Here is a 20,570-nt window from a genome sequence, read left to right on the forward strand (position 1 = left end):
CGCACGCGCTCCGGCGTGTCGGTCGGCTCAGATGCTCTCGCGGCGCGTCGCCTGCCACCGCGCGAGGAGCCCGTCCGGGACCTCCTCGCTGGTGATCGCGAACGTGCGGTGGTCGCGCCAGGCCCCCTGGATGTGCAGGTACCGCTCGCGCACGCCCTCGTCGCGCAGGCCCAGCTTCTCCACGACGCGCAGGCTCGGGCCGTTCTCCGGCCGGATGTTGATCTCGATGCGGTGCAGGCCGAGGACCGCGAAGCAGTAGTCCGTCGCCATCGCCACGGACGTCGGGATGACACCCCGGCCCGCGACGTGCTCGCTCACCCAGTAGCCGATGCTCGCGCCGCACAGCGACCCGTACGTGATCGAGGAGACCGTGAGCTGGCCGACGAGCTCGCCGTCCAGCTCCACGGCGAACGGCAGCGACGAGCCGGCCCGCGCCTGGGCGGACAGCACGCGGACGTACTCGGCGAACGTCGGCGGCCCTCCCCCGGTGCCGGGGCGCGGCGACGTGCCCTCCCAGCGCTCGAGCCAGTCCGCGTTGTGCGCGCGCAGGCGCATCCACGCGTTCGCGTCCCGACGGCGCAGCGGCCGCAGGACGATCGACCCGCCCAGCGTGTCGTCCCGCAGGGTCACGGGCCACGGCTTGGTGACGGTCCAGCCGCGCGTGATCTTGTGCGTCATGCGGCGGTGACCGTCCTCGGAGCTGTCGGCGGGCCCGGGCGGGTGCCCGGTCCTCGGTGCACAGGGTGACACCACCGGGCGCCCGCGCGCCACCGACCGGTGACGGGGGCACCCGGTGGTGCGACCAGGGATCAGCCGAGCGTGACGACGACCTTCGCCTCGGCGCCCTCCGGCAGCGCGGGGATCGGGCTCGCCGGGTCGTGCTCGACGCCGTCGACCGTCACCGAGCGCACGCCCTTCGACACGTGGTCGGGGTTGCGGACCTCGATGTCGTAGACGGCGCCGCGCCACTCGCGGCGCACCTCGAACCCGTCCCAGTCCTTCGGGATAGACGGGTCGACGACGAGGCCGTCGAGCGCGAGGCGCACGCCGAGGACGTACTTGGTCACGGCGGTGTACATCCAGCCGGCCGTGCCCGTGAGCCACGGGTTCTGCGCCTTGCCGAACCACTCGTGGTCGCGACCGTAGAGGAACTGGACGTACGCGTACGGCTCCGCCCCGCGGGTCTCGATGTTGTCGTTCTGGTGGTACGGCAGGATCGCGTCGTAGAACTGCACCGCCTCGTCGCCGCGGCCCAGCATCGCCTCCGCGATGATCGGCCACGCGTTGGGGTGCGAGAAGATCGCGGCGTTCTCCTTGATGCCCGGGTACACGCGCGTCACGAAGCCGACCGTGTCGTCGACCTTCGTGAACGCCGGCCAGTTGAGGTGGTTGCCGTACTCGGAGCCGAGCAGCTCGCGCACCGCGTCCATCGACGCCTCGCCGCGCTCCTGGCTCGTGATCCCGGCGATGACGGGCCACGCCTGGTGCTCGAGGAAGATCTTGCCCTCCTCGTTCTCGGCCGAGCCGATCTTCACGCCGTCGCGCGTGTACCCGCGGATCCACCACCGGCCGTCCCAGAGCTGGGCGTCCGCGACCTTGGCGATGCGCTCGCGCTCGGCCGTGAACCGCGCGACATCCGCCTCGGCGCGCTCGTCGCCCGCGGCCGCGAGCGGCTCCGCGATCTCGAGGAACGCGCCGATCGCCCACGCGTGCAGGAACGTCACGAGCGACGTCTCGCCGCCGCCGAGGTTGAGGCAGTCGTTCCAGTCCGCGCGCAGACCGAGCGCCACGCCGTTCTGGCCCACCTGCTGCGCGGAGAACTCGAGCGCCCGGACCAGGTGGTCGTACACCGTGGCGGGCGTGCCCTCGGCGAACGGGATCTCCAGGTCGAGGAACGAGCGGTCGCCCGTCTCCTTGACGTACTCGACGACCGACGGCACGAGCCACAGGTGGTCGTCCGAGCACGTGTCCTCGAGCCCATGGATGAGGTCCTTCGGGTCGACCGTCGGGACGATCGTCGGCGACGGGACGTCGGGCAGCTTCTCGGCGTCGGGGTCGAACGCCTTGGGGTCGAACAGGTGCAGGCCGTAGCCCGCCTCCGTCTGGGCCCGCAGGAGCTCGACGATGCGCTGGCGCGTCTTCGTAGGGTTCGAGTGGATGACGCTCATGACGTCCTGCGCGGTGTCGCGGTACCCGAGACCCGCACGTCCGCCGACCTCGACGAACGACGCGAAGCGCGACCACACGACGCACGTTTCGGCCTGGAGCAGCGTCCAGGCGTTGATCATCGTGTTCATGCCCTCGTGGGGGGTGCGGATGCGGAGCTTGTCCTGCTTGGCGCGCCAGTAGTCGCGCAAGCGCTCGCGCTCACGGTCCACGGCGGCGACGTCGGAGTACTTCGCCTGGATCGCGCGGCCGGCCTCGTCGCGCGAGCCATACCCGAGCATGAAGACGAGGCGCTTGGTCTCGCCCGGCGCGAGCGTCACCTTGTGCAGCAGCGCGCCGCAGTGGTTCTGCGTCGTCGCGCTCTGGTTCGAGCCCTCGCCGCGCTCGATCGCGACCGGGTTGGTCTCGGTCCGGTACGGCCCGACGAAGTTGTCGCGCAGCGAGTCGTACGACGACGGCGTCTCGCTCGACGCGAAGTAGTGGTACGTCCAGGGCTCGTAGTAGAAGTCGTACTCGATGATCCCGTCCTCGTACGAGGAGCCGGACGCGTAGAGCGACATCTGCAGGTTCTGGTTGTCGATCGTGATCGTGTGGAAGCTGAACTCCACGTACGACCCCACGGTGAGCTCACGCACCTCGTCGGTGGTGTTGGTGACCCGCACGTCCCACAGCTCCACGTCGTCGTCGAGCGGGATGAAGACCGTCTGCTCGGCGTCGATGCCCTTGTACTCGGAGCGGAACGTCGTGTAGCTCAGTCCGTGCCGCGTGGTCCAGCGGCCCGCGCCCCCCGCGGGGTCGAGCTCCTCGTCGGGACCGACGAACGGCTTGCCGACCGGCTGCCACGACACCGACCAGTAGTCGCCGTCCGCGTCGTCGCGCAGGTACACGTAGTGCCCGGGGCGGTCGAGGGGGACGCCGTTCTGGCGGAAGCGCGAGATGCGCCCGTACTGCGAGCTCTTGAAGTACGAGTACCCGCCGCCGTTGTGCGACAGGACCGTGCACATGTCCCGGGTGCCGAGGTAGTTCGTCCACGAGACGGGGACGTCGGGGCGCTCGACGACGTACTCGTCGTGCGCGGTGTCGAAGTGGCCGTAGCGCATCGTTGCTCTGGTTCCTGTCGTGGGGGGTGGGGCTGGGGGGGCGGGGGGGTCGGGCAGGGTGGGAAGGTCCGGCGCCGTCACACGCCGGCGGTGACGAACCCCTGGAGCCACTCGAGGAGCTCGGCGGCCTTCTCGGGAGAGTCGGCCTCGACGAACATGCGCAGGACGGGCTCGGTGCCGGAGAACCGCAGGAGCGCCCAGTTGTCGTTCTCGAGGAGGATCTTGGTGCCGTCGAGGTGGGAGACCGAGACGACGGGGTACGGGCCGACGTGCGTGAGCGGCTCCGCCTCGAGGCGCCGCGGCACCTCGACGCGCATCTCCGGCGTCGCCGGCACGCCCGCCTCGAGCGTGTAGAGGCGACCCGTGATCTCGTAGATCATCGCGCGCAGCTCGGAGATCCGCTTGCCCGTGCGAGCCAGCATCTCGGCCACCAGGGCGCACGCGAAGATGCCGTCCTTGCCGAGGATCCAGCCGCGGATCGTCAGACCGCCCGACGACTCGCCGCCGAGCACGGCGCCGATCTCCTCCATGCCCGCCGTGACGTGCTTGAAGCCGACCTTGACCTCGCGCGACTCCTCGCCGAAGTGCGCGGCGAGCCGGTCGAGCAGGTGCGTCGTCGCGAGGTTGCGCACGACGCCGCCCTTCTCGCCGCGGACCTCGTGCAGGTACCAGTAGAGGAGGAGGAGGAGGTCGTTCGTCGAGATGTACTCGCCGGTCTCGTCGACGATCCCGATGCGGTCGGAGTCGCCGTCCGTGGCCATGCCGAGGTCGTAGCGACCCCCGCCCTGCTGGATCATCGTCACGAGCGTGCTCAGGCGCTGCAGGTCCGGCGCCGGCGCGACGCCGCCGAACAGCGGGTTGTGCGCCGCGTGGATGAACTCCGAGCGCACGCGCATGTCGGACAGGATCGTGCCGAGCGTGAGCTGGCTCGTGCCGTACATCGGGTCGACGACGACCTGCAGGTCGGAGCCGCGCACCGCCTCGACGTCGATGATCTTCTCGATCGCGTCGACGTAGGGGTCGGTGAGCGACCGGTCGACCACGACGCCCGTGCGGCGGGCCACGTCGATGTCGAGTGTGATGACGTCGTCGACCGACAGCGCGTTCGCCTCGTCCTGGTAGCGGTCCGTCTCGTCGTCGAGCGGGAGCGAGCCGTCCTGGCGGAACACCTTCATGCCGTTCCACTCGGGCGGGTTGTGGCTCGACGTGACGATGATCCCGTACGCCGCCCCGAGGTAGGGCGCGGCGAACGTCACGAGCGGGGTCGGGACGTCGTCGGGCAGGAGCGTGACCGCGATGTTGTTGCCCGCGAAGACCTCGGCCGCGGCGATAGCCGACTCGCGCGAGAGGAAGCGCCGGTCGCCGCCGATCACGACGCCCTTGCCGTCGAGGCCGCGGCGGATCGTCTCGTTCGCGATCGCCTGGCACAGCCGGCGCACGTTCGCGAGCGTGTACCCCTCGCCGATGACCGCGCGCCAGCCGCCCGTGCCGAACACGATCTTGGTGTCCGTGTTCTTCTTCGGGACGAACAGGCGCTTGAGGACGATGTCCGCCGCCTGCGCGAGCTCGTCCGGCGTGTTGATGCCGCGGACCTCGTCGACGTCGACGATCCGGTACGACGAGATCCGCTTCCCCGCGCCGATGACGCGGCGGGCGAGCTCCGTGAGCCGGTGCTCGCCGTCGGACGCCATGCGCTCGAGCTCGCCGAACAGCAGCCCCGGCGCCGCCACGTACGCGCCCACGTTGATCTCCGTGCGCGGCTCCGCCACGTCGCCCGCCTCGGACGACTCGAGGATCGCGGTGATCTCGCCCTCGGCGCGCACCACACGGCCGTAGCCGTCTGGGTCGTCCACGACGGCCGAGAGGAGCGACAGGTCGGCGCCCGTGAGCGTGTGGCGGGTGAGCAGTCCCAGGAGCGACTCCGAGCGCAGGAGGGGCGTGTCCGCGTACGCGACGAGCACCGGCTCGTCGACGCCGAGCCCCAGCACCGACGCGACCGCCCCGCGCGCCGCGAGGACCGCGTCACCCGTGCCGAGCGGCGCCTCCTGCTCCACGTAGACGACGTCCTCGCCGAGCAGCTCGCGCACGGTCGGGTCGTCCGGCGCCACCACGACGACGATGCGGCTCGCGTCCACCACGCGCCGGACGTTCGCCACGGCCAGCTCGACGACGGTCGCGCTCCCCAGCGGCTGGGACAGGAGGTCGCGCGACGCGGCGTCGTGCCCCGCGGCGAGCACGACGGCGGCCCTCGCGGTCCGGCTGTGCGCGCCCCCTCGCGGTCGCGGGGTCGTGGCGCTGGGCTTCGCGGGCGTCGTCGCGGTCATGGCGTCCTCACTGGTCGACCTCTGTCGGACAACGACTCATTTGTCAGGAGTCCGAACTACTGGCTCTCCCCGATCATAGGCACCCGAGACCCGTCGAAGGAACCCGATCCGGACCACCAGGGCCGAAGGTCACCCGCGCTGCGTCCGCGAGGAACCCCGAGCCGGGTGACAATAGGGACATGAGTGGCCCGGTCCAGCCGTACCCCCTGCACGGAAGCATCGAAGCCGAGGACGCGAAGGAGATCCTCCGCAAGGCCATCCGCACCAACCGCCAGGCGCGGTCCGAGCGGCTCCGCAAGGAAGCGGCCGCCGCGATCGCCGACGTCGTGGAGACCATCCCCGAGGTCGCCGCCGCCACGTGCGTCGCGACCTACGCCGCCCGGCCCGCCGAGCCCGGCACCACGGAGATGCTCGAACGCCTCTCCGCGCGCGGCGTGCGCGTCCTGCTGCCCGTGCTCGGCGCCGGCCTGCAGCGCGACTGGGCCCTGTACGACGGCCCCGCCGACCTCCAGGTCCGCGCCCCTGGCCGACCCCCCGAACCCGGCACCCCGTCGCTCGGCGCCGAGGCCATCGCCCAGGCCGACGTCGTCGTCGCCCCCGCGCTCGCCGTCGACTCGCGCGGCGTCCGGCTCGGCCAGGGCGGCGGCTGGTACGACCGCGCGCTCGAGCACCTGCGCCCCGGGACCAAGGTCGTCGCCGTCGTCTTCCCCGAGGAGGTCTACGACGCCTCCGACCGCCCGCTCCCGGTCGAGCCCCACGACAAGACCGTCGACGCCGTCGCGACCCCCCTCGGCTGGCGCTGGCTCCCGTAGCCCCGCCGCCCGGGCCGGCTCCACGACCCCGCGGTCGGGCTGGTTCGGTCGGTACAGACCCGCCGCCCGCGCGGTCGGGCTGACGTGGGTGACCGCTCGGGCTGCCGCTCCGTCGCCACGGGGCGCGCGTGGTGACGAGATGCGAGAAGTGGCCCCTGATACGGGGCCCGGAGGGGCAACTTCTCGCATCTCAGCCGGGGCCATCCGCCATCGGTGGCACGGCGGCGCGCCCGGGCCGAGCGTGACCGCCAGACCCGGGCCGCGGGTCGTGCGGTGACGGACAGGACGAGCGGTGGGGTCGGACCGTGTGCGCAGGACGTCAGAGGCGCACTCCTAGAACCCCGGCCCGAATGACCAGGGTGACGGTGCGCCAGTCCCAGCACACGGTCCGACCCCACCGCGGACCCGACCACGCGGGCACTCGACCCGAGCAGACCAGCGGACCCGACCCGCGGGCACTCGACCCGAGCAGACCAGCGGACCCGACCCTGCGGGCCGTGAACCGACCCCGGGACTACGGGACGAGGGTGAGCTCGTCCTTGCTCGCGTCGGCGACGGCCTGGGTGGAGAACGGCCAGTCGTAGGTCGCGCCCCGGGCCCAGGTCTTGAGCTGGTCCGCGTAGTGCTGGGACGCGGGGTGGCCGGACGTGCCCGTGACGGTGACCCAGGTGGAGCGGTCGAGGTCGTCGAGGTCGACGACCATCCGCATCGACGGGCCGGCCGTCACGTCGAACGACCCGGACGCCGCGTCCCACGCGGTGGCGTTGACGATCGAGGAGCCGCCGGGCATGCCGACGGGGTCGGGGTTGACCCAGTTGCGGACGGGGCCGGGGATGGACTCGCCGCCGAGGATCGGGTGCTCCAGCGCGAGCACGTGGAGCTTGCCCCAGGCCCAGTCGGAGGGCTGCTTGCTCTGCTCGACGGTCAGGTCGAGGCGCGCGGACACGAGCGCCTGCGTGAGGACCTCGTCGCGCGTCTCCACGACGCTCACGGTCTGACGGTCGTCCCAGAACGGGTCTGTCGGGTTCTCGAGGAGGTTCTGCACGACCGCGAGCCAGCGGCTCCCGCCGTTCGGGCGCGCCGACTCGGGCAGGTCGTCCCAGAAGGTGAGCTGGAGCAGGTTGCGCCAGACGGCGGCGAAGTAGGCGGCCGCGGCGGAGTCGGTGTCGGTCCGGTAGTCCCAGTCCGCGAGGAGCGCCTGGCCCTCGGCGGCGAAGCCGTCGTCGATCTCCTGGTCGAGCAGGAGCGGCACGAGCACCTCGGCGTAGGGGCTGCGGTCGTCGGTCTGGATCTCGTTCATCGTGTCGACGTCGACGGGTCGTCCGGCGGAGATCTCGGCCTCGAGGAGCTGGCGGATGCGCTGCGAGCGGTAGCCGTAGTCCCAGTCGGTGGTGAGGAACGGCGCGACGCCGGCGGGCAGCACCGCCTGGTTGGCGGCCACGATGAACCCCTCGGCCGGGTCGACGACGCGCGGCATCTGCTCGCTCGGGACGTAGCCCTGCCAGTCGTAGCGCTCGTCGGAGCCGTCGCGGGGCCACGTGCCGTCGGAGGGCACCTCGGCGTCGGGCACCGCCTGGCGGACGGGGATCTTCCCGGGTGCCTGGTAGCCGATGTGGCCGTCCGCCGTCGCGAAGACGATGTTCTGCGCGGGCACCTCGAAGAGCGCCGCGGCGGCCTGCATGTCGTCGGCGTCCTGGGCGAGGTTGAACGCGAAGACGGCGTCGGCGGTCCGGCCCGGCTCGAGCGCCGTCCACTGGAGCGAGACGGCGTACTCGCCCAGGCGGGTGTCCAGGGCGGGGGTGTCGACGGCGGACTCGGTCGCGGGGATCGCCTCGGAGACGATCGGCCCGTGCACGGTCGAGCGGATCTCGAGGTCCACGTCCTCGCCGCCGGCGACGTGCAGCGTCTCGGTCCGGGTCTCGAGCGGCACCCACTCGTCACCGCGCAGGTAGGTGTCGTCGCGCACGCGCTCGACGAAGAAGTCGGTGACGTCGGCGCCCATGTTCGTCAGGCCCCACGCGAGCTGCGCGTTGTGCCCGATGATGACGCCGGGGAAGCCGGCGAACGAGAAGCCCGCGACGTCGAACCCGCACTGCGGCCCGACCTCGTTGCAGTGCAGCCCGACCTGGGCCCAGATCCCGGGGGCACCGAGGGCGAGGTGCGGGTCGTTCGCGAGGATCGGCTTGCCGCTGACGGTGTGCTCGCCGGAGACGACCCACGAGTTGGAGCCGGTGCCCTCGCCGCGCCCGACGAGCACGGGGACGGCGTCGAGCGCGCGGTCGGCGGCCTCGAGCGCGCCCCGGAGGTGGTCCGAGCCGTACGCGGCGCGCGCCTCGGGGCCGAGCTCGAGCGCGACCTGCTGGGGGTTGTCGAGCTCGCCGGGGTCGAGGATCGGCGCGTTGACCTCGGACGGGTAGGCGGGGAAGAGCGCGGCGACGCGGGCCGTGTCCTGGAGGGTGCTGAACGACAGCGCGCGCTCGAGCTCGTCGTCGTAGTTGCCGCGCAGGTCCCACGCCATCGCCTTGAGCCAGGCGAGCGAGTCGACGGGGTCCCAGGGCTCGGGCTCGGCGACGTCGACCTGGAGGCCGAGCACGGTGTACTCGATCGCGATCTCGGACGGGCTGCGGTTCTCGAGGTACGCGTTGACGCCCTCGGCGTAGGCCTGGAGGTACGCCTTCGTCTCGGGCGAGACGACGTCCCACTCCTCCTCGGCGACCTGCCGCCAGCCGAAGGTCCGCGTCACGGTGTCGGCGGCGATCGCGTCGGGGTTGTCGCCCACGAGCTCCGCGAGCCGACCCGCGGTGACGTGCCGGCGGTAGTCCATCTCGAAGAAGCGGTCCTGCGCCTGGACGTAGCCCTGGGCGCGGAAGAGGTCCTCGGGGGTGTCGGCGTAGATCTGCGGCACGCCCTGGGCGTCGCGCAGCACCGTGACCTGGGCGTCGAGCCCGGGGAGCTCGACCTGGCCGGAGGTCTGCGGCAGCGGCCGGCGCACGGTGACGACGACGAGCGCGGCCCCCGCGACGAGCGCGAGGACGAGCAGCACGGCCACGCCGATCAGGACGCGCCGACGGCCGGACCGACGACGCCGGGGCGGGGCCGCGGTCTCGACGGGGTTCGCGGGGTCGGTACCGGGGACGGCGTCACCGGCGGGGGCCTCGGCGGGTTCGTGCGCAGACACGGATGCGAGACTACCCCGGCCCTGGGCGAGCGCCGCTCCGCGTATGATTAGCACTCGGAAGTTTCGAGTGCCAGGCGGTGTTGACACCGACGACCCGGCCGAGACCGACCCGATCCCGACCTGCCGGTGGCCGCCCCGACGGCCGTCTCGTGAACGAGGAGAACCCGTGCCCACCTACGCGTACACGTGCACCGCCTGCGGTCACGCCTTCGACATCCACCAGTCGTTCAGCGACGACGCCCTGACGGTGTGCCCCGAGTGCTCGGGGCGCCTGCGCAAGGTGTTCTCCTCCGTCGGTGTGACGTTCAAGGGCTCGGGCTTCTACCGCACGGACTCGCGCTCGGGCGGGAAGTCGTCGACGGCGCCCGCCGCCGCGAAGCCCGCCGCTTCCTCCGCCGCGTCCGGCACGAGCAGCGCGTCCGGCGGCACGAGCAGCACCTCGTCGTCGAGCGGCTCGACCGCGTCCTCCTGACCTGACGCCCGGGGCGTCAGACCGAGGCGCCCCGGACGACGGCGGTCGACCACAGCCTGCACCGGGCGGCGTCGGCGGGCTTCGACCACGCGCCCCGTCCACAGGGCCGGACCGGCCCGCGTCTGCCCCGGGCGCGCGCGCCGCTACGGTCGCGCCCATGCTGCGCTCCCCCCGCCCGCCGGATCCCCGCCCGCGACCCGACCGCTCGACGGCGCGGCGTCGGCTGCTGCGCGGGGTGTGGTGGCGCTCCCGCTTCGTCGTGGCCGCGCTGTGCTGCGGGGTCGCGGCGTCCGTGGCCGTCGGGGCGCTCCGCCCTCCCCCACCACCGACCGCGCCGGCGGTCGTCACGACGCGCGAGGTGCCCGCGGGCGCCGTGCTGACGGACGCGGACCTCCGCGTGGACCCCGTGGCGGCGGAGCTCGTCCCGGCGGGCTCCGCGGCCCGGCCCGACGACGTGGTCGGACGCCGCGCGACCGTCGCCCTGCCCGCGGGCACCCTGCTGCAGGACGCGCTCGTGGCCGGCGGCGAGCTCGCCGCCGCGGCTCCCGCGGGCACGGTCGTCGCACCCGTCCGGCTCGACCCCGGTGTCGCCGCCCTCCTCGGCCCGGGAGACCGCGTCGACCTGCTCGCCGCCGGCGACCAGGCGCTGACGACGGCGCTCGCCGGAGCGCCGACCGACGGACAGCAGCCGCCGGCCGCGGATCCCTACCTCGCCCGCGCGGCCGTCGTCGTGCCCGCACCGGAGCCCGACGACGGGGGCGGGCTGCTCGGCACGGGCGGGTCGGGCACGGACGTCGTGACGCTCGTCGCCGTGCGTCCCGAGGAGGCCGTCCGCCTCGCCGCCGTGAGCGGACAGGCGAGCGTCACGGCCGTCCTCGTCCCCTGACGGACGGCCCGGTCGCGCCGACGGGTGAACCGACGACCGGTGCCCGACCCGCCGGGCGAGGCCGTTGCCGGGCGGCGCCCGCGTTGGGAGGATCGCGCGTGCACCTGTCGTGGCGCCGCCGCCACGCGGACCACCGACCGGAGAGGGAAGCAGCACATGAAGGGCGTGTTCCAGGGATTCAAGGAGTTCGTGCTCCGAGGCAACGCGATCGACCTGGCGGTCGGCGTCGTCATCGGCGCGGCGTTCTCCTCGGTCGTCGACGCGATCGTCACCTACCTGATCAACCCGATCATCGGCGCCATCTTTGGCAAGCCGGACATCTCCAACCTGTGGGACATCACGCTGCGGCCAGCCCACGGCGACGTCGAGGCCTCCGTCCTCTCCGTCGGCGGCATCCTCAACGCGATCCTGCAGTTCCTCATCATCGCGATCGCGCTCTACTTCGTCATCGTCCTCCCGATGAACAAGCTCGCCGAGCGTCGCAAGCAGGACGTCGAGCCCGAGCCCGAGGCACCGGCGGAGGACGTGCGCGTCCTCCAGGAGATCCGCGACCTCCTCGCCGCCCAGGCCGGCAGCGGCCCGGGCCGAGCACCCGGCGGCCCGACGCCGCCGCGCGACCTCTGAGCACACCCCCACCGCCACCTGACCCACGCCCCGCGGCGCCCCTCGGACGAACCCGGGGTCGCTCCTCACCTCACGCCGAGAGTGGGGAACGACCCCGGGTTCGGCGCATCAGCGCGCGGTCGGTAGCGCGCGGTCAGTGCCGCCCGTAGTGCGGCGGGACGTCCCCGAGCAGCCGGTCGTCGTTCTCGCCCCGGCCCCCACGACCCGGCGCCGCCTCGTCGCCCCAGCCCTCGGACCGCTCGTCGGCGCTCACCCCGGACACGACCTCGCTCTCCGTCCCCCGTCGCACGGCCCGCCGCGGCCGCCGACGCCGCACCGCGCCGTCGGGCACGTCGTGCGGGCGGTCAGGACTCGGGTCGGACGTGGTGCTCACGCCTCCATCGTCGCACCGCCCGAGCGCCCGACGTCAGCCACCACCTGCTCAGGCCACTGAGATACGCGAGGACAGCCCACGCGGGAGCCGCGACAGGGTGACCTGCACGACGCCAGGTCGTAACCCAGGCGACGCGGCCGTGGTCGCACGCGTGCTCGACAGCGCGGACTACGCCGGGCCCGCGCACCAGGGCCACGGTGCGACGGACGGCGGCGGCTCAGCGACGAGATCGCAAGCAACCGGCCCACGGTGAGACGACGTGGCGGGGTGGGAGGCGGCGCCGGGTCGTGGCGGGCCTGGCGAGATCCGCCGCCGTGAGACGACGCAGCGGGGTCGGGGGGCGTGCGCGCCGTCGTGGCGGGCCTGGCGGGAGCGACGCGAGGAACGAGCGGCGCGGATGGTAGACGGCGCGCACGCCCCCCGACCCCGCACCCAGGGCGACCAGAGGCCGCCGACCGACCACGCGTGCAGCGGAGCACGCGACGCCGATCTACAGGTCGTCGTCGCCGTGCTGCTCGTCGTCGTCGATCACCGGCACGACGACGATCCGGTCGCCGCCGCCGGTCTGCGCGACACCGCCCGTCTCGGGCAGCCGCGCGTCGCGCACCGCCTGCACGACCCGCCGGATGCGCTCGGCCTCCTTGGCGGGGTCGAGGAACGCGGCGGCGGACCACACCTGGGCGACGGTCCACCCGATGCGCTCGAGGCGTTCGGCCACCTGCCGGTCCCGCACGCGCACGCTGCGCTCGGCGACGTAGGCGGCGTCGTCGGTGAGGACTGCGACGAGGAGCTCGCCGGGCAGGTCGGGGTGGCCGACGACGAGCGGGATGCGGTCGCCGTCGCCGATGCCGTAGTCGGTCTCGACGACGAGGCCGGCCCGCCAGAGCCTCTCGGCGAGGTCGAGCACGAGCCGGTCGGGGCTGCCGCCGAGGTCGACGCCGTTGCCGAGGGTCACCTGGTCGGCGGCGCCGCTGCGCTGCTCGGCGAGGTCGAGGACCTCCGCGAGCAGCCGGGCGCCGGCGCCGCGCAGCCGCTCGGGGTCGAGGTCGCCCGCGGTGAAGCACGACACGACGTGGAGCCGGCGGCGGGTCGCGCCGACCGAGTCGAGCAGCATGGCCTCGGCGCCGGGGGTGTTGAGGATGCCGAACCGGTGGAGCACCCGCCCGTGCGGGGTGCGGCCGAAACCGACGGACAGGACGATCGTGTCGCGCACGAGCCCGGCGACGCCGGAGACGTCGGCGACGACCACCGGTTCCTCCCGCGCCCCGGAGAAGAATCCGGCGAGCGCGGGGTTCTGGCGCACCTCGACGAGGAGGGCGTCGCGGATGCGGTCGGCGTGCAGGGGCGTGACGGTGACGATCGCGAGGGACTCGTCGGGCCGCGTGAGCGCGTGCTCGATGGCGACCTCCACGACCCGGTCGACCTCGGCCTGGGTGCTCTCGACCGCGCCGGACGCCGGGTCGGGCATGCCGGCGCCGTCGACGACGTCGAGCTGGACGAGGACCTCGGCGCGCGGCAGGGGCGCGGGGCGCAGGACGCCGTCGTAGCCGTGCTCGGCGAGGAAGGTCGTGACGAAGGGGTCGCGCCGCGAGCCGTCGGCGAGCAGCTCGACCGTCGGGAGCAGCTCGGCGAGCTCGCGCACGGTGTCGGTCGAGGCGGCGCGCGGGTCCCCCACCGCGACGACCTGTCGGCCACGGGCGAGCGCGGAGAGCACGAGCTCGACGGGTGAGTGCTCGATCGCGTCGAGGACGACGAGGTCGACGGTGCGTGTCGCGGGGACGAGGTGCGGCACGAGGGTCGGCGTGGCGACGAGCACGGGTCGCAGGCGCCGCAGCACGGCGGGGTGCTTCTCGGCCGTCTCCCGCAGGCTCACGAGGCGACCTTCGAGCAGCTCGGTGAACAGGTCCTCGGCCTCGTCGCGGTGCTCGCGCATCGCGGTCCCGAGGTGCTCGCGGACCGCCGCGCGGACGGGTGCCGCGAGCGACGCGACGTGCGTGCGGTCGAGGTCGCGGAACCGGCGCGCGAGCGCGTCGAGACCGGCGCCGTCCTGCCCCGCCAGGGCCTGGTCCTGGGCGAGCACCTGCTCGAAGACCGAGCTCCACCACGCGAGCTCGAGCTCGGGGCCCACGAAGTCGGGCTCGACGCGGCGGGCCGCGAGGTCGGCGAGGAGCTCGCCGAGGCCGAGGTCGGTGAGCCGGCGCAGGATCGCGGTGCGCGCCGGGAGGGAGTCGAGGGACTCGGCGTCCTCGGCGAGCGCGTCGAGGCGCGCCGCGAGCGCGTCGAGCGGCGTGTCGAGGAGGTCCCGGCCACCGGGCGTCCCGTCGAGCGCGGGCTCGAGCTCCTCCACGTCGATGCGCACGGCCTCGTGCGTGTCCTCGATCGCGGACAGCCCCTCGGGCAGCACGGGCCAGCCGCCGCGCGGGCACTGCTCCTGCCAGACCGCGCGCTGCGCCTGCACCTCGACGAGCGCGGCGTGCAGGTCGGGCACGCGGACGCCGGGACGGACCATGTCGCGCGCCTGGCGGTGCAGCCGCCTGCGGGCGAACCAGCCCATCTCGATGCCGCGCTCCGCACGCCACTGCTTCGTCGCGGTCGCCTCGACCATGTCCTGCGCGGTGCGCTCGAAGATGAGGGGCTGGAACACGTCGAGCGTCCCGCGCATGCCCCCGAGCATGGTGAGCTGGTCGCCCCACTGGCGCAGCGTCGTCGCGGGCGTGAGCCCCGTGCGCTGGGCGACCTGCTCGACCTGTGCGCGCAGCTGCGGGAGCGTGTGCGTGCGGAGGCGCTCGACGCGCACGAGCGCGTCGTGGGCCTCCTGGGGCGTCGTGAGGGCGGCGCCGTACCAGGGGGTCGAGGTCGCGCGCGTGGTGAAGGCACCGAGCAGGGCGGCCTCGCGCAGCTCCGCTGCGACACGCTCGCGCTGCGGCCCGACGCCGAGCACGACCTCCGTCGTCAGGCGTACCCGGGTGTCGGGCGCCGGTCGCTCGGCGGTGAGGCGGGCGAGCGCCTGGAGCGCGTCGTAGGCGGACACGCCCCACGGGTCGCGCACGAGGTGCAGCGCCTCGATGTACCCGGCGAGCCGGGCGCGCGCGCCGAGCAGCGCGTCGCGCGTGCGCGCGAGGTCCTCGTCCTCGCCCGGCTCGGGCTCGGTCGCCATCGCGGACAGGAGGCGGTGCGACGCGGTCTCGCGCCAGGTCGGCTCGGGGACGATGTCGAGCACGAGGCCGCCCAGGCCGAGCTCGCCGAGCCGCGCGAGGAGCGCGTCCGCGGCCCGGCGGTGGCCCGGGACGTACAGCACGTGGCGCCCCGACGCCGCGGCCTCGGCGACGACGGCCGCGAGCGTGCCCGCGACGTCGGACCCGGCGGGTGCGTCGACGAAGAGGTGCGACCCGCTCGCGAGCACGTCGACGACGTGGCGCTGGGACGGGTCGAGGTCGCCGGCGCCGCGCTCGTGCACGGGGTCCGCGTCGCCGACGCGCGGCGCGGGCAGCTCGGCGCGCAGCGCGGTGGCGGAGCGCTCGTCCCCGGCCAGCGCGGCGACGACCTCGTGGCGCTCCAGCGCGGGCGCCAGCTCGTCGAGGTCGTCGACGAGGACCTGCCCCGGGTGCACGAACGTGCCGACGAGGACGCGGTGGGTCAGGTCGAAGTCGTCGAGGACGGCCTCGCCGAGCGCGGCGATGCGGCGGGTCGCGTCGCCGGGGTCGAAGCCCGCGCCGGTGAACGTGGAGCGCGCGAGCGTCACGGGGTCGAGGAGCGCGCCGTGGGCGCGCAGCGTGCGCGCGAGGAGCGGGTTGATCTCGGCCGTCGGCTCGAGCGTCAGCTCGTAGTCGGTCTCGCCGTCCCCGCGCGGGGTGACGGTCAGGGGCCGCAGGAGCACCGGGGCGCGCACGGTGCGGGACGTCGGCTCCTGCTCGGTCTCCTCGACCGCGCCCGGGGGCCGGTGGCCCGCGTCGGGGACGTGCGCGCCGTCGGACCCGTCCCGCTCGTCGGAGACCGCACGACCGCCCTCGCCCGTGGCGTCGCCGGGGCCGGGTCCTGCCGCTGCGGGGCCGACGGCGTCGTCCTCCCCGCTCGGGACGACCGTCGCGGGGGCGCGGCCGGCGACCCGGGCCAGCGCCGCGACGTCGTCCTCGGCCAGCGGCGCCGAGAGGCTCTGGGTCCAGGTCGCCACGCCGATCGCCAGGTAGGTGGGTGCGACGCCGTAGCGCTGGGCGTGCTCGGCGGCGCGGACCACGACGGCCCGCGCACGGCGCCGCGCGGCGGGCAGCGACCCGCCCTCGCGGAACAGGTTCGAGAGCCGGGTCGGCCGCCCGGCGAAGAGCTGGGCGACGCCGGAGGGGTGGGCCGCCGTCAGGTCGACGACGGCGTCGCCGAGCAGCGAGACGTCGGCGAGCGACGACCCGCCGGCGAGCTCGACGAGCCCGGCGCGCCACCGTGCCACGGCCTCGTCGACGAGGTCGGCCGTCGTGGGCTCCGGGACGAGCACGGGGCGGGGCGGCGTCACGTCGGCCGCCTCGGCGGAGGGCTGGTCGGTCTCGCCGGGAGCGGTCGCGGGCAGCCGAGCAGGATCGGCCACGCTCCGGGCGGCTGAGCTGGTGCGGGCTGCGGCATTCACCCTCCGACGCTAACCGGCCGCCTCGCGAGGCCCGGCGCGGCGCGCCGGAGGGTCGACGACCCGGACCGTCGGGCGGCGGCGTGCCGGGGCCGCCCGACCGCCGGTCGTGCGCGAGGTCACGAGGAGGCAGGACGACGAACGGCCCCGGATCACGAGAATTCGTGTTCCGAGGCCGTCGTTCCGAACTATTCCGGGGCGTTCTCCCGGAGAAGTGTGAAACAGCGCGCACCGCGCAGGGGGCAGGCGATGCGCGCTGTCGAGGACAATCTTGCACGGCGAGATGCCAGGCGTCAACACGGCCCACGGCACTGGACGGGTGAATCACCCGCGCGACCCAGAAGCGCCTGAGAACCACCTGGACGAGCGTCCACAACATGCGCGGGATTCCGCGAATTCGACGCCCGCGACGGCCTCGGCGACCTGTGGCGCACACCACACCCCGAGGTCCTCGCGCACCGCGTGACGCGCCGACGCGACCCTTCGGCAGGATACGTCGCCGCCCGCGGCACCGGGCCTCGTCCCGCCCGGGGACGCGACGAGCGACGCCGGCGCGCACCGCCGTGGCGCTCCGACCGGCGGCGTCACAGGATCTCTCCCGTTCCTCTGAGCCCCCGGCACGACGCCCCTGAGCGAGGTCCACACGGGCGGCCTACCGTGGGAGGACGCCCGTGGCCCGACGCCGGTCCCTGGCGCGCGGCCGTCGTCCACGGCCGGTGGCGGCGGGTGGTCCTGCCCGCCGACGACCGGAGACCCGCACCACGTGACGACGCCCCCCGCACCCCGCCCCGACAGCGACGACTCCACCCCGCGCCCCGCGACCCACGACGCCGGCCGCGAGGCAGGACGTGCCGCCGCGGAGACCGCGCCCGCGAAGGAGCGCGAGGCCCCGGCCCGGCTCTCCCTCACGCAGGTCGTCGCGAGCGCGCTCGCCGCCGTGAGCACCACGGTGCTGCTGTCGTACTTCGGGACCGCCGGCACGATCATCGGCGCCGGCATCGCGAGCGCCCTCACCGTCGTCGCGAACTACGTCTACACGCGCTCGATCCAGAAGACGCGCGAGCAGCTCGTGCCCGTCGTCGGCAAGGTCGTGCAGGTGACCACCGGCGGGAGCACCCCGCGCGACCGTGCCACGACCACCACCGTCACGACCGCCGTCGCGAGCGTGCCGCGCGGGACGGTCGTCGTGGACGGCTCGGCGCCGGACGCGGGGTCGGGCACGGGGGCGACGGGCGCCCTCGCTCCGGGCGGCGACGCCACCGGAGAGGCCGACGGCGACCCCGTGGCCCCGGAGCAGCCGCAGAACGCCTGGCTGCGGCTCGTCGACCGCTACGGCCGCGGGCGGGTCCTGACCGTGTCGGCGCTCGCGTTGTTCGTCGTGGTGATGGGTGTCGTCCTCGTGGTCGAGCTCGCGATCGGCAAGCCGATCTCGGACGCCGTGCGAGGCGTGGAGGGCTCAGGGACGACGATCAGCCGCGAGCGCTCGACCGGGACCGACGCTCCCGCGACGCCCCCGCCGTCGGGCCCGGCCGTGGACCCGTCGACCGTGCCGACCCAGGACCCTGCCCCGACCCCGTCGACGACGCCGACGGACGAGCCGTCGACGACCCCGACCCCGGACCCCACCGAGAGCCCCACCCAGGAGCCCTCGCCGGACCCGACGACGCCGGACCCCGGTCCCTCGTCCACGCCCGACCCCGGCACGGGCGAGGGGACCGGCGCGGGAACGGGTGAGGGCGCCGAGGCAGAGACGGGCGGGAGCACCGGCACGGCGCCGACCCCCGCGCCGTCCACGCCCGCGTCCGCGTCCGCGTAGGACCGTTCCGGCCGCACGACGGCGGTGGGAGGATCCGAGGATGCGCCGGTCTCCCCACGCCACCACCCGTCGCGCGACCGCCCCTCGCGCTCCCCCTCGTGACCGCGCTCGCCCTGGCGCTGGCCGGGTGCACGGCCGACCGCCCCGACGGGCCCGCCGTGCCGCCGGACCGGTCCGCGGACGTCGCCGGGGCCGTCGACCGCGACGACGGCGGTCCGCGGCTCGTCGACGCCTCCGACCCCTACTACGAGGGCATGGCACTCCTGTCCGCGAGCACCGTCGTCCTGGACGCGGACGGCGGGCGGGTCGACGGCGACGCCCTGGACGACGGTGACGTCGTCGAGGTGTGGGCCGACGTCTGCGCGGAGTCGTCCCCGGTGCAGTGCCAGGTGCTCGCCGTCCGCGTCGTCGGCTGAGCAGGCTCGCCCGGCGAGCACGGTGTCGTTCGGTGCGCCTGGCCAGATTCGAACTGGCGACACCCGCTTTAGGAGAGCGGTGCTCTATCCCCTGAGCTACAGGCGCGCGGCCCCGGGGAACGGGCCGGAGGACAGCCTAGCCGTCGGCGACCGTCGGAGGCGAAGCGCGCCCGCGCCGGCGGTGGCCACCGGGCCGGAGCGGGGCCGGCGGGCGAGGATGGGCCCATGCCCACCGGACGTGCCGACGCGCCACGCCGCGTCCTCCTCGACTGCGACCCTGGCCACGACGACGCGATCGCGATGCTGCTCGCGCACGGCAGCCCCGCCGTCGACCTCGTGGCCGTGACGACGGTCGCCGGGAACCAGACGCTGGAGAAGGTCACGCGCAACGCGCTCGCCGTCGCCGAGCTCGCGGGGATCGACGTCCCGGTCGCGGCCGGGTGCGACCGGCCGCTCGTCCGGCCGCGGATCGTCGCACCGGACATCCACGGCGAGTCCGGGATGGACGGGCCGGTCCTGCCCGCCCCGCGCCGCGCCGTCGACCGCCGCCACGCGGTCGACCTCATCGTGGAGACGGTCATGGGCGCCGAGCCCGGCGAGATCACCCTCGTGCCGACGGGGCCGCTGACGAACGTCGCGATGGCGGCGCGCCGGGAGCCGCGCATCGTGCCGCGCGTGCGGGAGGTCGTGATGATGGGCGGGGGCTACCACGGGGGCAACCGCACGCCGGTCGCGGAGTTCAACGTGCTCGCCGACCCGGAGGCGGCGCACGTCGTGCTGCACGAGCCGTGGCCGGTGACGATGGTCGGCCTGGACCTCACCCACCAGGCCGTCGCGACGCCGGACGTGCGCGACCGGCTCTCCGCGCTCGACACCACGGCCGCCCGGTTCGTCGGCGAGCTGCTCGACTTCTACGGCGCGACGTACCGCTCGGCGCAGGGCTTCCTCTACCCGCCCGTCCACGACCCGTGCGCCGTCGCGTGCGTGATCGACCCGGAGGTCATGACGACGCGCCGTGCCCCGCTGGACGTCGAGCTCCATGGCGCGCTGACCACCGGCATGACGGTCGCGGACCTGCGCGGCGACGAGCCCGGGCCCGACGAGTGCCGTACGCAGGTCGCGGTCACCCTCGACCACACCCGCTTCTGGGACCTCGTCCTCGACGCCCTCGCCTGACGGGTTGTGGGCGGTCAGGGGCGCATCGCCGTGACGAAGCGGTAGCGCAGGCCGGTCGACGACGTCGCCCAGTCGCCCTCGTGCGCAGCCCAGCCGTCGGGGATCTCGGGCGCGTAGGTGTCGCCCTCGACGACGGTGTCGATCTCCGTGACGACGCAGCGGTCCGCGAGCGCGATCGTCGCGGCGTAGAGCTGCGCGCCGCCCATGACCCACACCTCGCCCGACCCGGTCTCGCTCGCCGCCGCGCGGGCCACCGCGAGCGCCGCCGCGACCGACCCGGCCACGCGCACGGGCGCGCCGGCCTGCTCGGCCGGGCGACCGCCGTCGGGCACCGCACCGCCGGACGCACCGACGCGCGGCGACGGGTCCCCCGGTGACCACCCGGGCTGCCGCGTCACGACGACGTTCACGCGCCCGGGCAGGGGCCGGAACCGGGGCGGGAGCGAGTCCCACGTGCGGCGGCCCATGACGACGGGGTGGCCGGACGTCACGCGCCGGAAGTGCGCGAGGTCCTCGGGCAGGTGCCAGGGCATGGTGCCGCCCGCACCGATGACGGGCCGCCCCGCGGCGTCGCGCGCCTGCGCCCAGACCAGCCCGAGCGTCTCCTCCCCCACC

The 20,570-nt window shown here is 74.5% G+C and carries 14 protein-coding genes and 1 tRNA gene; 7 read left to right on the forward strand and 8 right to left on the reverse strand.

Annotated features, from left to right (window positions below; all coding sequences use genetic code 11):
• Window positions 1–27 precede the first annotated feature (27 nt).
• The 3 genes from ABWU78_RS11080 to ABWU78_RS11090 form a co-directional block, all read right to left on the reverse strand.
• Window positions 28–678, reverse strand: coding sequence for a GNAT family N-acetyltransferase (locus tag ABWU78_RS11080; protein WP_253052767.1), 651 nt, complete (start codon window positions 676–678; stop codon window positions 28–30).
• Window positions 679–809: 131 nt separating this feature from the next.
• Window positions 810–3,266: a GH36-type glycosyl hydrolase domain-containing protein gene (locus ABWU78_RS11085; RefSeq protein WP_439158375.1), complete on the reverse strand. Its 2,457-nt coding sequence runs from the start codon at window positions 3,264–3,266 to the stop codon at window positions 810–812.
• Between the two features lie 77 nt (window positions 3,267–3,343).
• Window positions 3,344–5,590, reverse strand: a complete 2,247-nt coding sequence (locus tag ABWU78_RS11090; RefSeq protein ID WP_253052763.1) for an NTP transferase domain-containing protein — start codon at window positions 5,588–5,590, stop codon at window positions 3,344–3,346.
• A gap of 179 nt (window positions 5,591–5,769) precedes the next feature.
• On the opposite strand from ABWU78_RS11090, the gene ABWU78_RS11095 reads away from it, so the two are divergent.
• Complete coding sequence (locus tag ABWU78_RS11095; protein WP_253052761.1) at window positions 5,770–6,402, forward strand: 5-formyltetrahydrofolate cyclo-ligase; 633 nt, start codon at window positions 5,770–5,772, stop codon at window positions 6,400–6,402.
• A gap of 514 nt (window positions 6,403–6,916) precedes the next feature.
• On the opposite strand, the gene ABWU78_RS11100 is transcribed toward ABWU78_RS11095, so the two are convergent.
• A complete protein-coding gene (locus ABWU78_RS11100) occupies window positions 6,917–9,580 on the reverse strand; it encodes a penicillin acylase family protein (RefSeq protein WP_439158376.1) in 2,664 nt (887 codons plus the stop codon).
• A 166-nt stretch (window positions 9,581–9,746) separates the two neighbouring features.
• On the opposite strand from ABWU78_RS11100, the gene ABWU78_RS11105 reads away from it, so the two are divergent.
• The 3 genes from ABWU78_RS11105 to mscL all read left to right on the forward strand — a co-directional run bounded on the left by ABWU78_RS11105 (window position 9,747) and on the right by mscL (window position 11,562).
• Entirely contained in the window at window positions 9,747–10,052 is a 306-nt protein-coding gene (locus tag ABWU78_RS11105; RefSeq protein WP_353708516.1) for an FmdB family zinc ribbon protein, read from the forward strand.
• A 157-nt stretch (window positions 10,053–10,209) separates the two neighbouring features.
• On the forward strand, window positions 10,210–10,938 hold the full coding sequence (locus ABWU78_RS11110; RefSeq protein ID WP_439158377.1) for an SAF domain-containing protein: 729 nt from the start codon (window positions 10,210–10,212) through the stop codon (window positions 10,936–10,938).
• Window positions 10,939–11,094: 156 nt separating this feature from the next.
• Complete coding sequence (mscL, locus tag ABWU78_RS11115) at window positions 11,095–11,562, forward strand: large conductance mechanosensitive channel protein MscL (protein ID WP_353708514.1); 468 nt, start codon at window positions 11,095–11,097, stop codon at window positions 11,560–11,562.
• Window positions 11,563–11,695: 133 nt separating this feature from the next.
• Here the strand turns inward: mscL and ABWU78_RS11120 are convergent, their stop codons facing one another.
• On the reverse strand, window positions 11,696–11,935 hold the full coding sequence (locus ABWU78_RS11120) for a hypothetical protein (RefSeq protein WP_353708513.1): 240 nt from the start codon (window positions 11,933–11,935) through the stop codon (window positions 11,696–11,698).
• A 490-nt stretch (window positions 11,936–12,425) separates the two neighbouring features.
• Window positions 12,426–16,550, reverse strand: coding sequence for a hypothetical protein (locus ABWU78_RS11125; RefSeq protein WP_439158378.1), 4,125 nt, complete (start codon window positions 16,548–16,550; stop codon window positions 12,426–12,428).
• A 760-nt stretch (window positions 16,551–17,310) separates the two neighbouring features.
• Between ABWU78_RS11125 and ABWU78_RS11130 the strand changes: the two genes are divergently transcribed.
• On the forward strand, window positions 17,311–18,363 hold the full coding sequence (locus ABWU78_RS11130) for a hypothetical protein (RefSeq protein ID WP_439158379.1): 1,053 nt from the start codon (window positions 17,311–17,313) through the stop codon (window positions 18,361–18,363).
• A 98-nt stretch (window positions 18,364–18,461) separates the two neighbouring features.
• A complete protein-coding gene (locus ABWU78_RS11135) occupies window positions 18,462–18,779 on the forward strand; it encodes a hypothetical protein (protein ID WP_439158380.1) in 318 nt (105 codons plus the stop codon).
• A 33-nt stretch (window positions 18,780–18,812) separates the two neighbouring features.
• Here ABWU78_RS11135 and ABWU78_RS11140 read toward each other — a convergent pair.
• A tRNA-Arg gene (locus ABWU78_RS11140) sits at window positions 18,813–18,885 on the reverse strand.
• 119 nt (window positions 18,886–19,004) lie between these two features.
• Between ABWU78_RS11140 and uriH the strand changes: the two genes are divergently transcribed.
• Window positions 19,005–19,955: a uridine-preferring nucleoside hydrolase UriH gene (gene uriH, locus ABWU78_RS11145; protein WP_439158381.1), complete on the forward strand. Its 951-nt coding sequence runs from the start codon at window positions 19,005–19,007 to the stop codon at window positions 19,953–19,955.
• Between the two features lie 14 nt (window positions 19,956–19,969).
• On the opposite strand, the gene ABWU78_RS11150 is transcribed toward uriH, so the two are convergent.
• Window positions 19,970–20,569, reverse strand: coding sequence for a dihydrofolate reductase (locus ABWU78_RS11150; RefSeq protein WP_353708509.1), 600 nt, complete (start codon window positions 20,567–20,569; stop codon window positions 19,970–19,972).
• Between the last annotated feature and the right edge of the window lies 1 nt (window position 20,570).

It is taken from the genome of Cellulosimicrobium sp. CpK407, from assembly GCF_051844275.1.
In the GTDB taxonomy this organism is placed as follows: Bacteria; Actinomycetota; Actinomycetes; order Actinomycetales; family Cellulomonadaceae; genus Cellulosimicrobium; species Cellulosimicrobium cellulans_G.

Excerpts from the sequence above, each read along its gene's own strand:
- ABWU78_RS11095 (WP_253052761.1), top strand. The coding sequence starts at position 5,770 with ATGAGTGGCCCGGTCCAGCCGTACCCCCTGCACGGAAGCATCGAAGCC.
- ABWU78_RS11085 (WP_439158375.1), bottom strand. The coding sequence starts at position 3,266 with ATGCGCTACGGCCACTTCGACACCGCGCACGACGAGTACGTCGTCGAG.
- ABWU78_RS11080 (WP_253052767.1), bottom strand. The coding sequence starts at position 678 with ATGACGCACAAGATCACGCGCGGCTGGACCGTCACCAAGCCGTGGCCC.
- uriH (WP_439158381.1), top strand. The coding sequence starts at position 19,005 with ATGCCCACCGGACGTGCCGACGCGCCACGCCGCGTCCTCCTCGACTGC.
- ABWU78_RS11110 (WP_439158377.1), top strand. The coding sequence starts at position 10,210 with ATGCTGCGCTCCCCCCGCCCGCCGGATCCCCGCCCGCGACCCGACCGC.
- mscL (WP_353708514.1), top strand. The coding sequence starts at position 11,095 with ATGAAGGGCGTGTTCCAGGGATTCAAGGAGTTCGTGCTCCGAGGCAAC.
- ABWU78_RS11090 (WP_253052763.1), bottom strand. The coding sequence starts at position 5,590 with ATGACCGCGACGACGCCCGCGAAGCCCAGCGCCACGACCCCGCGACCG.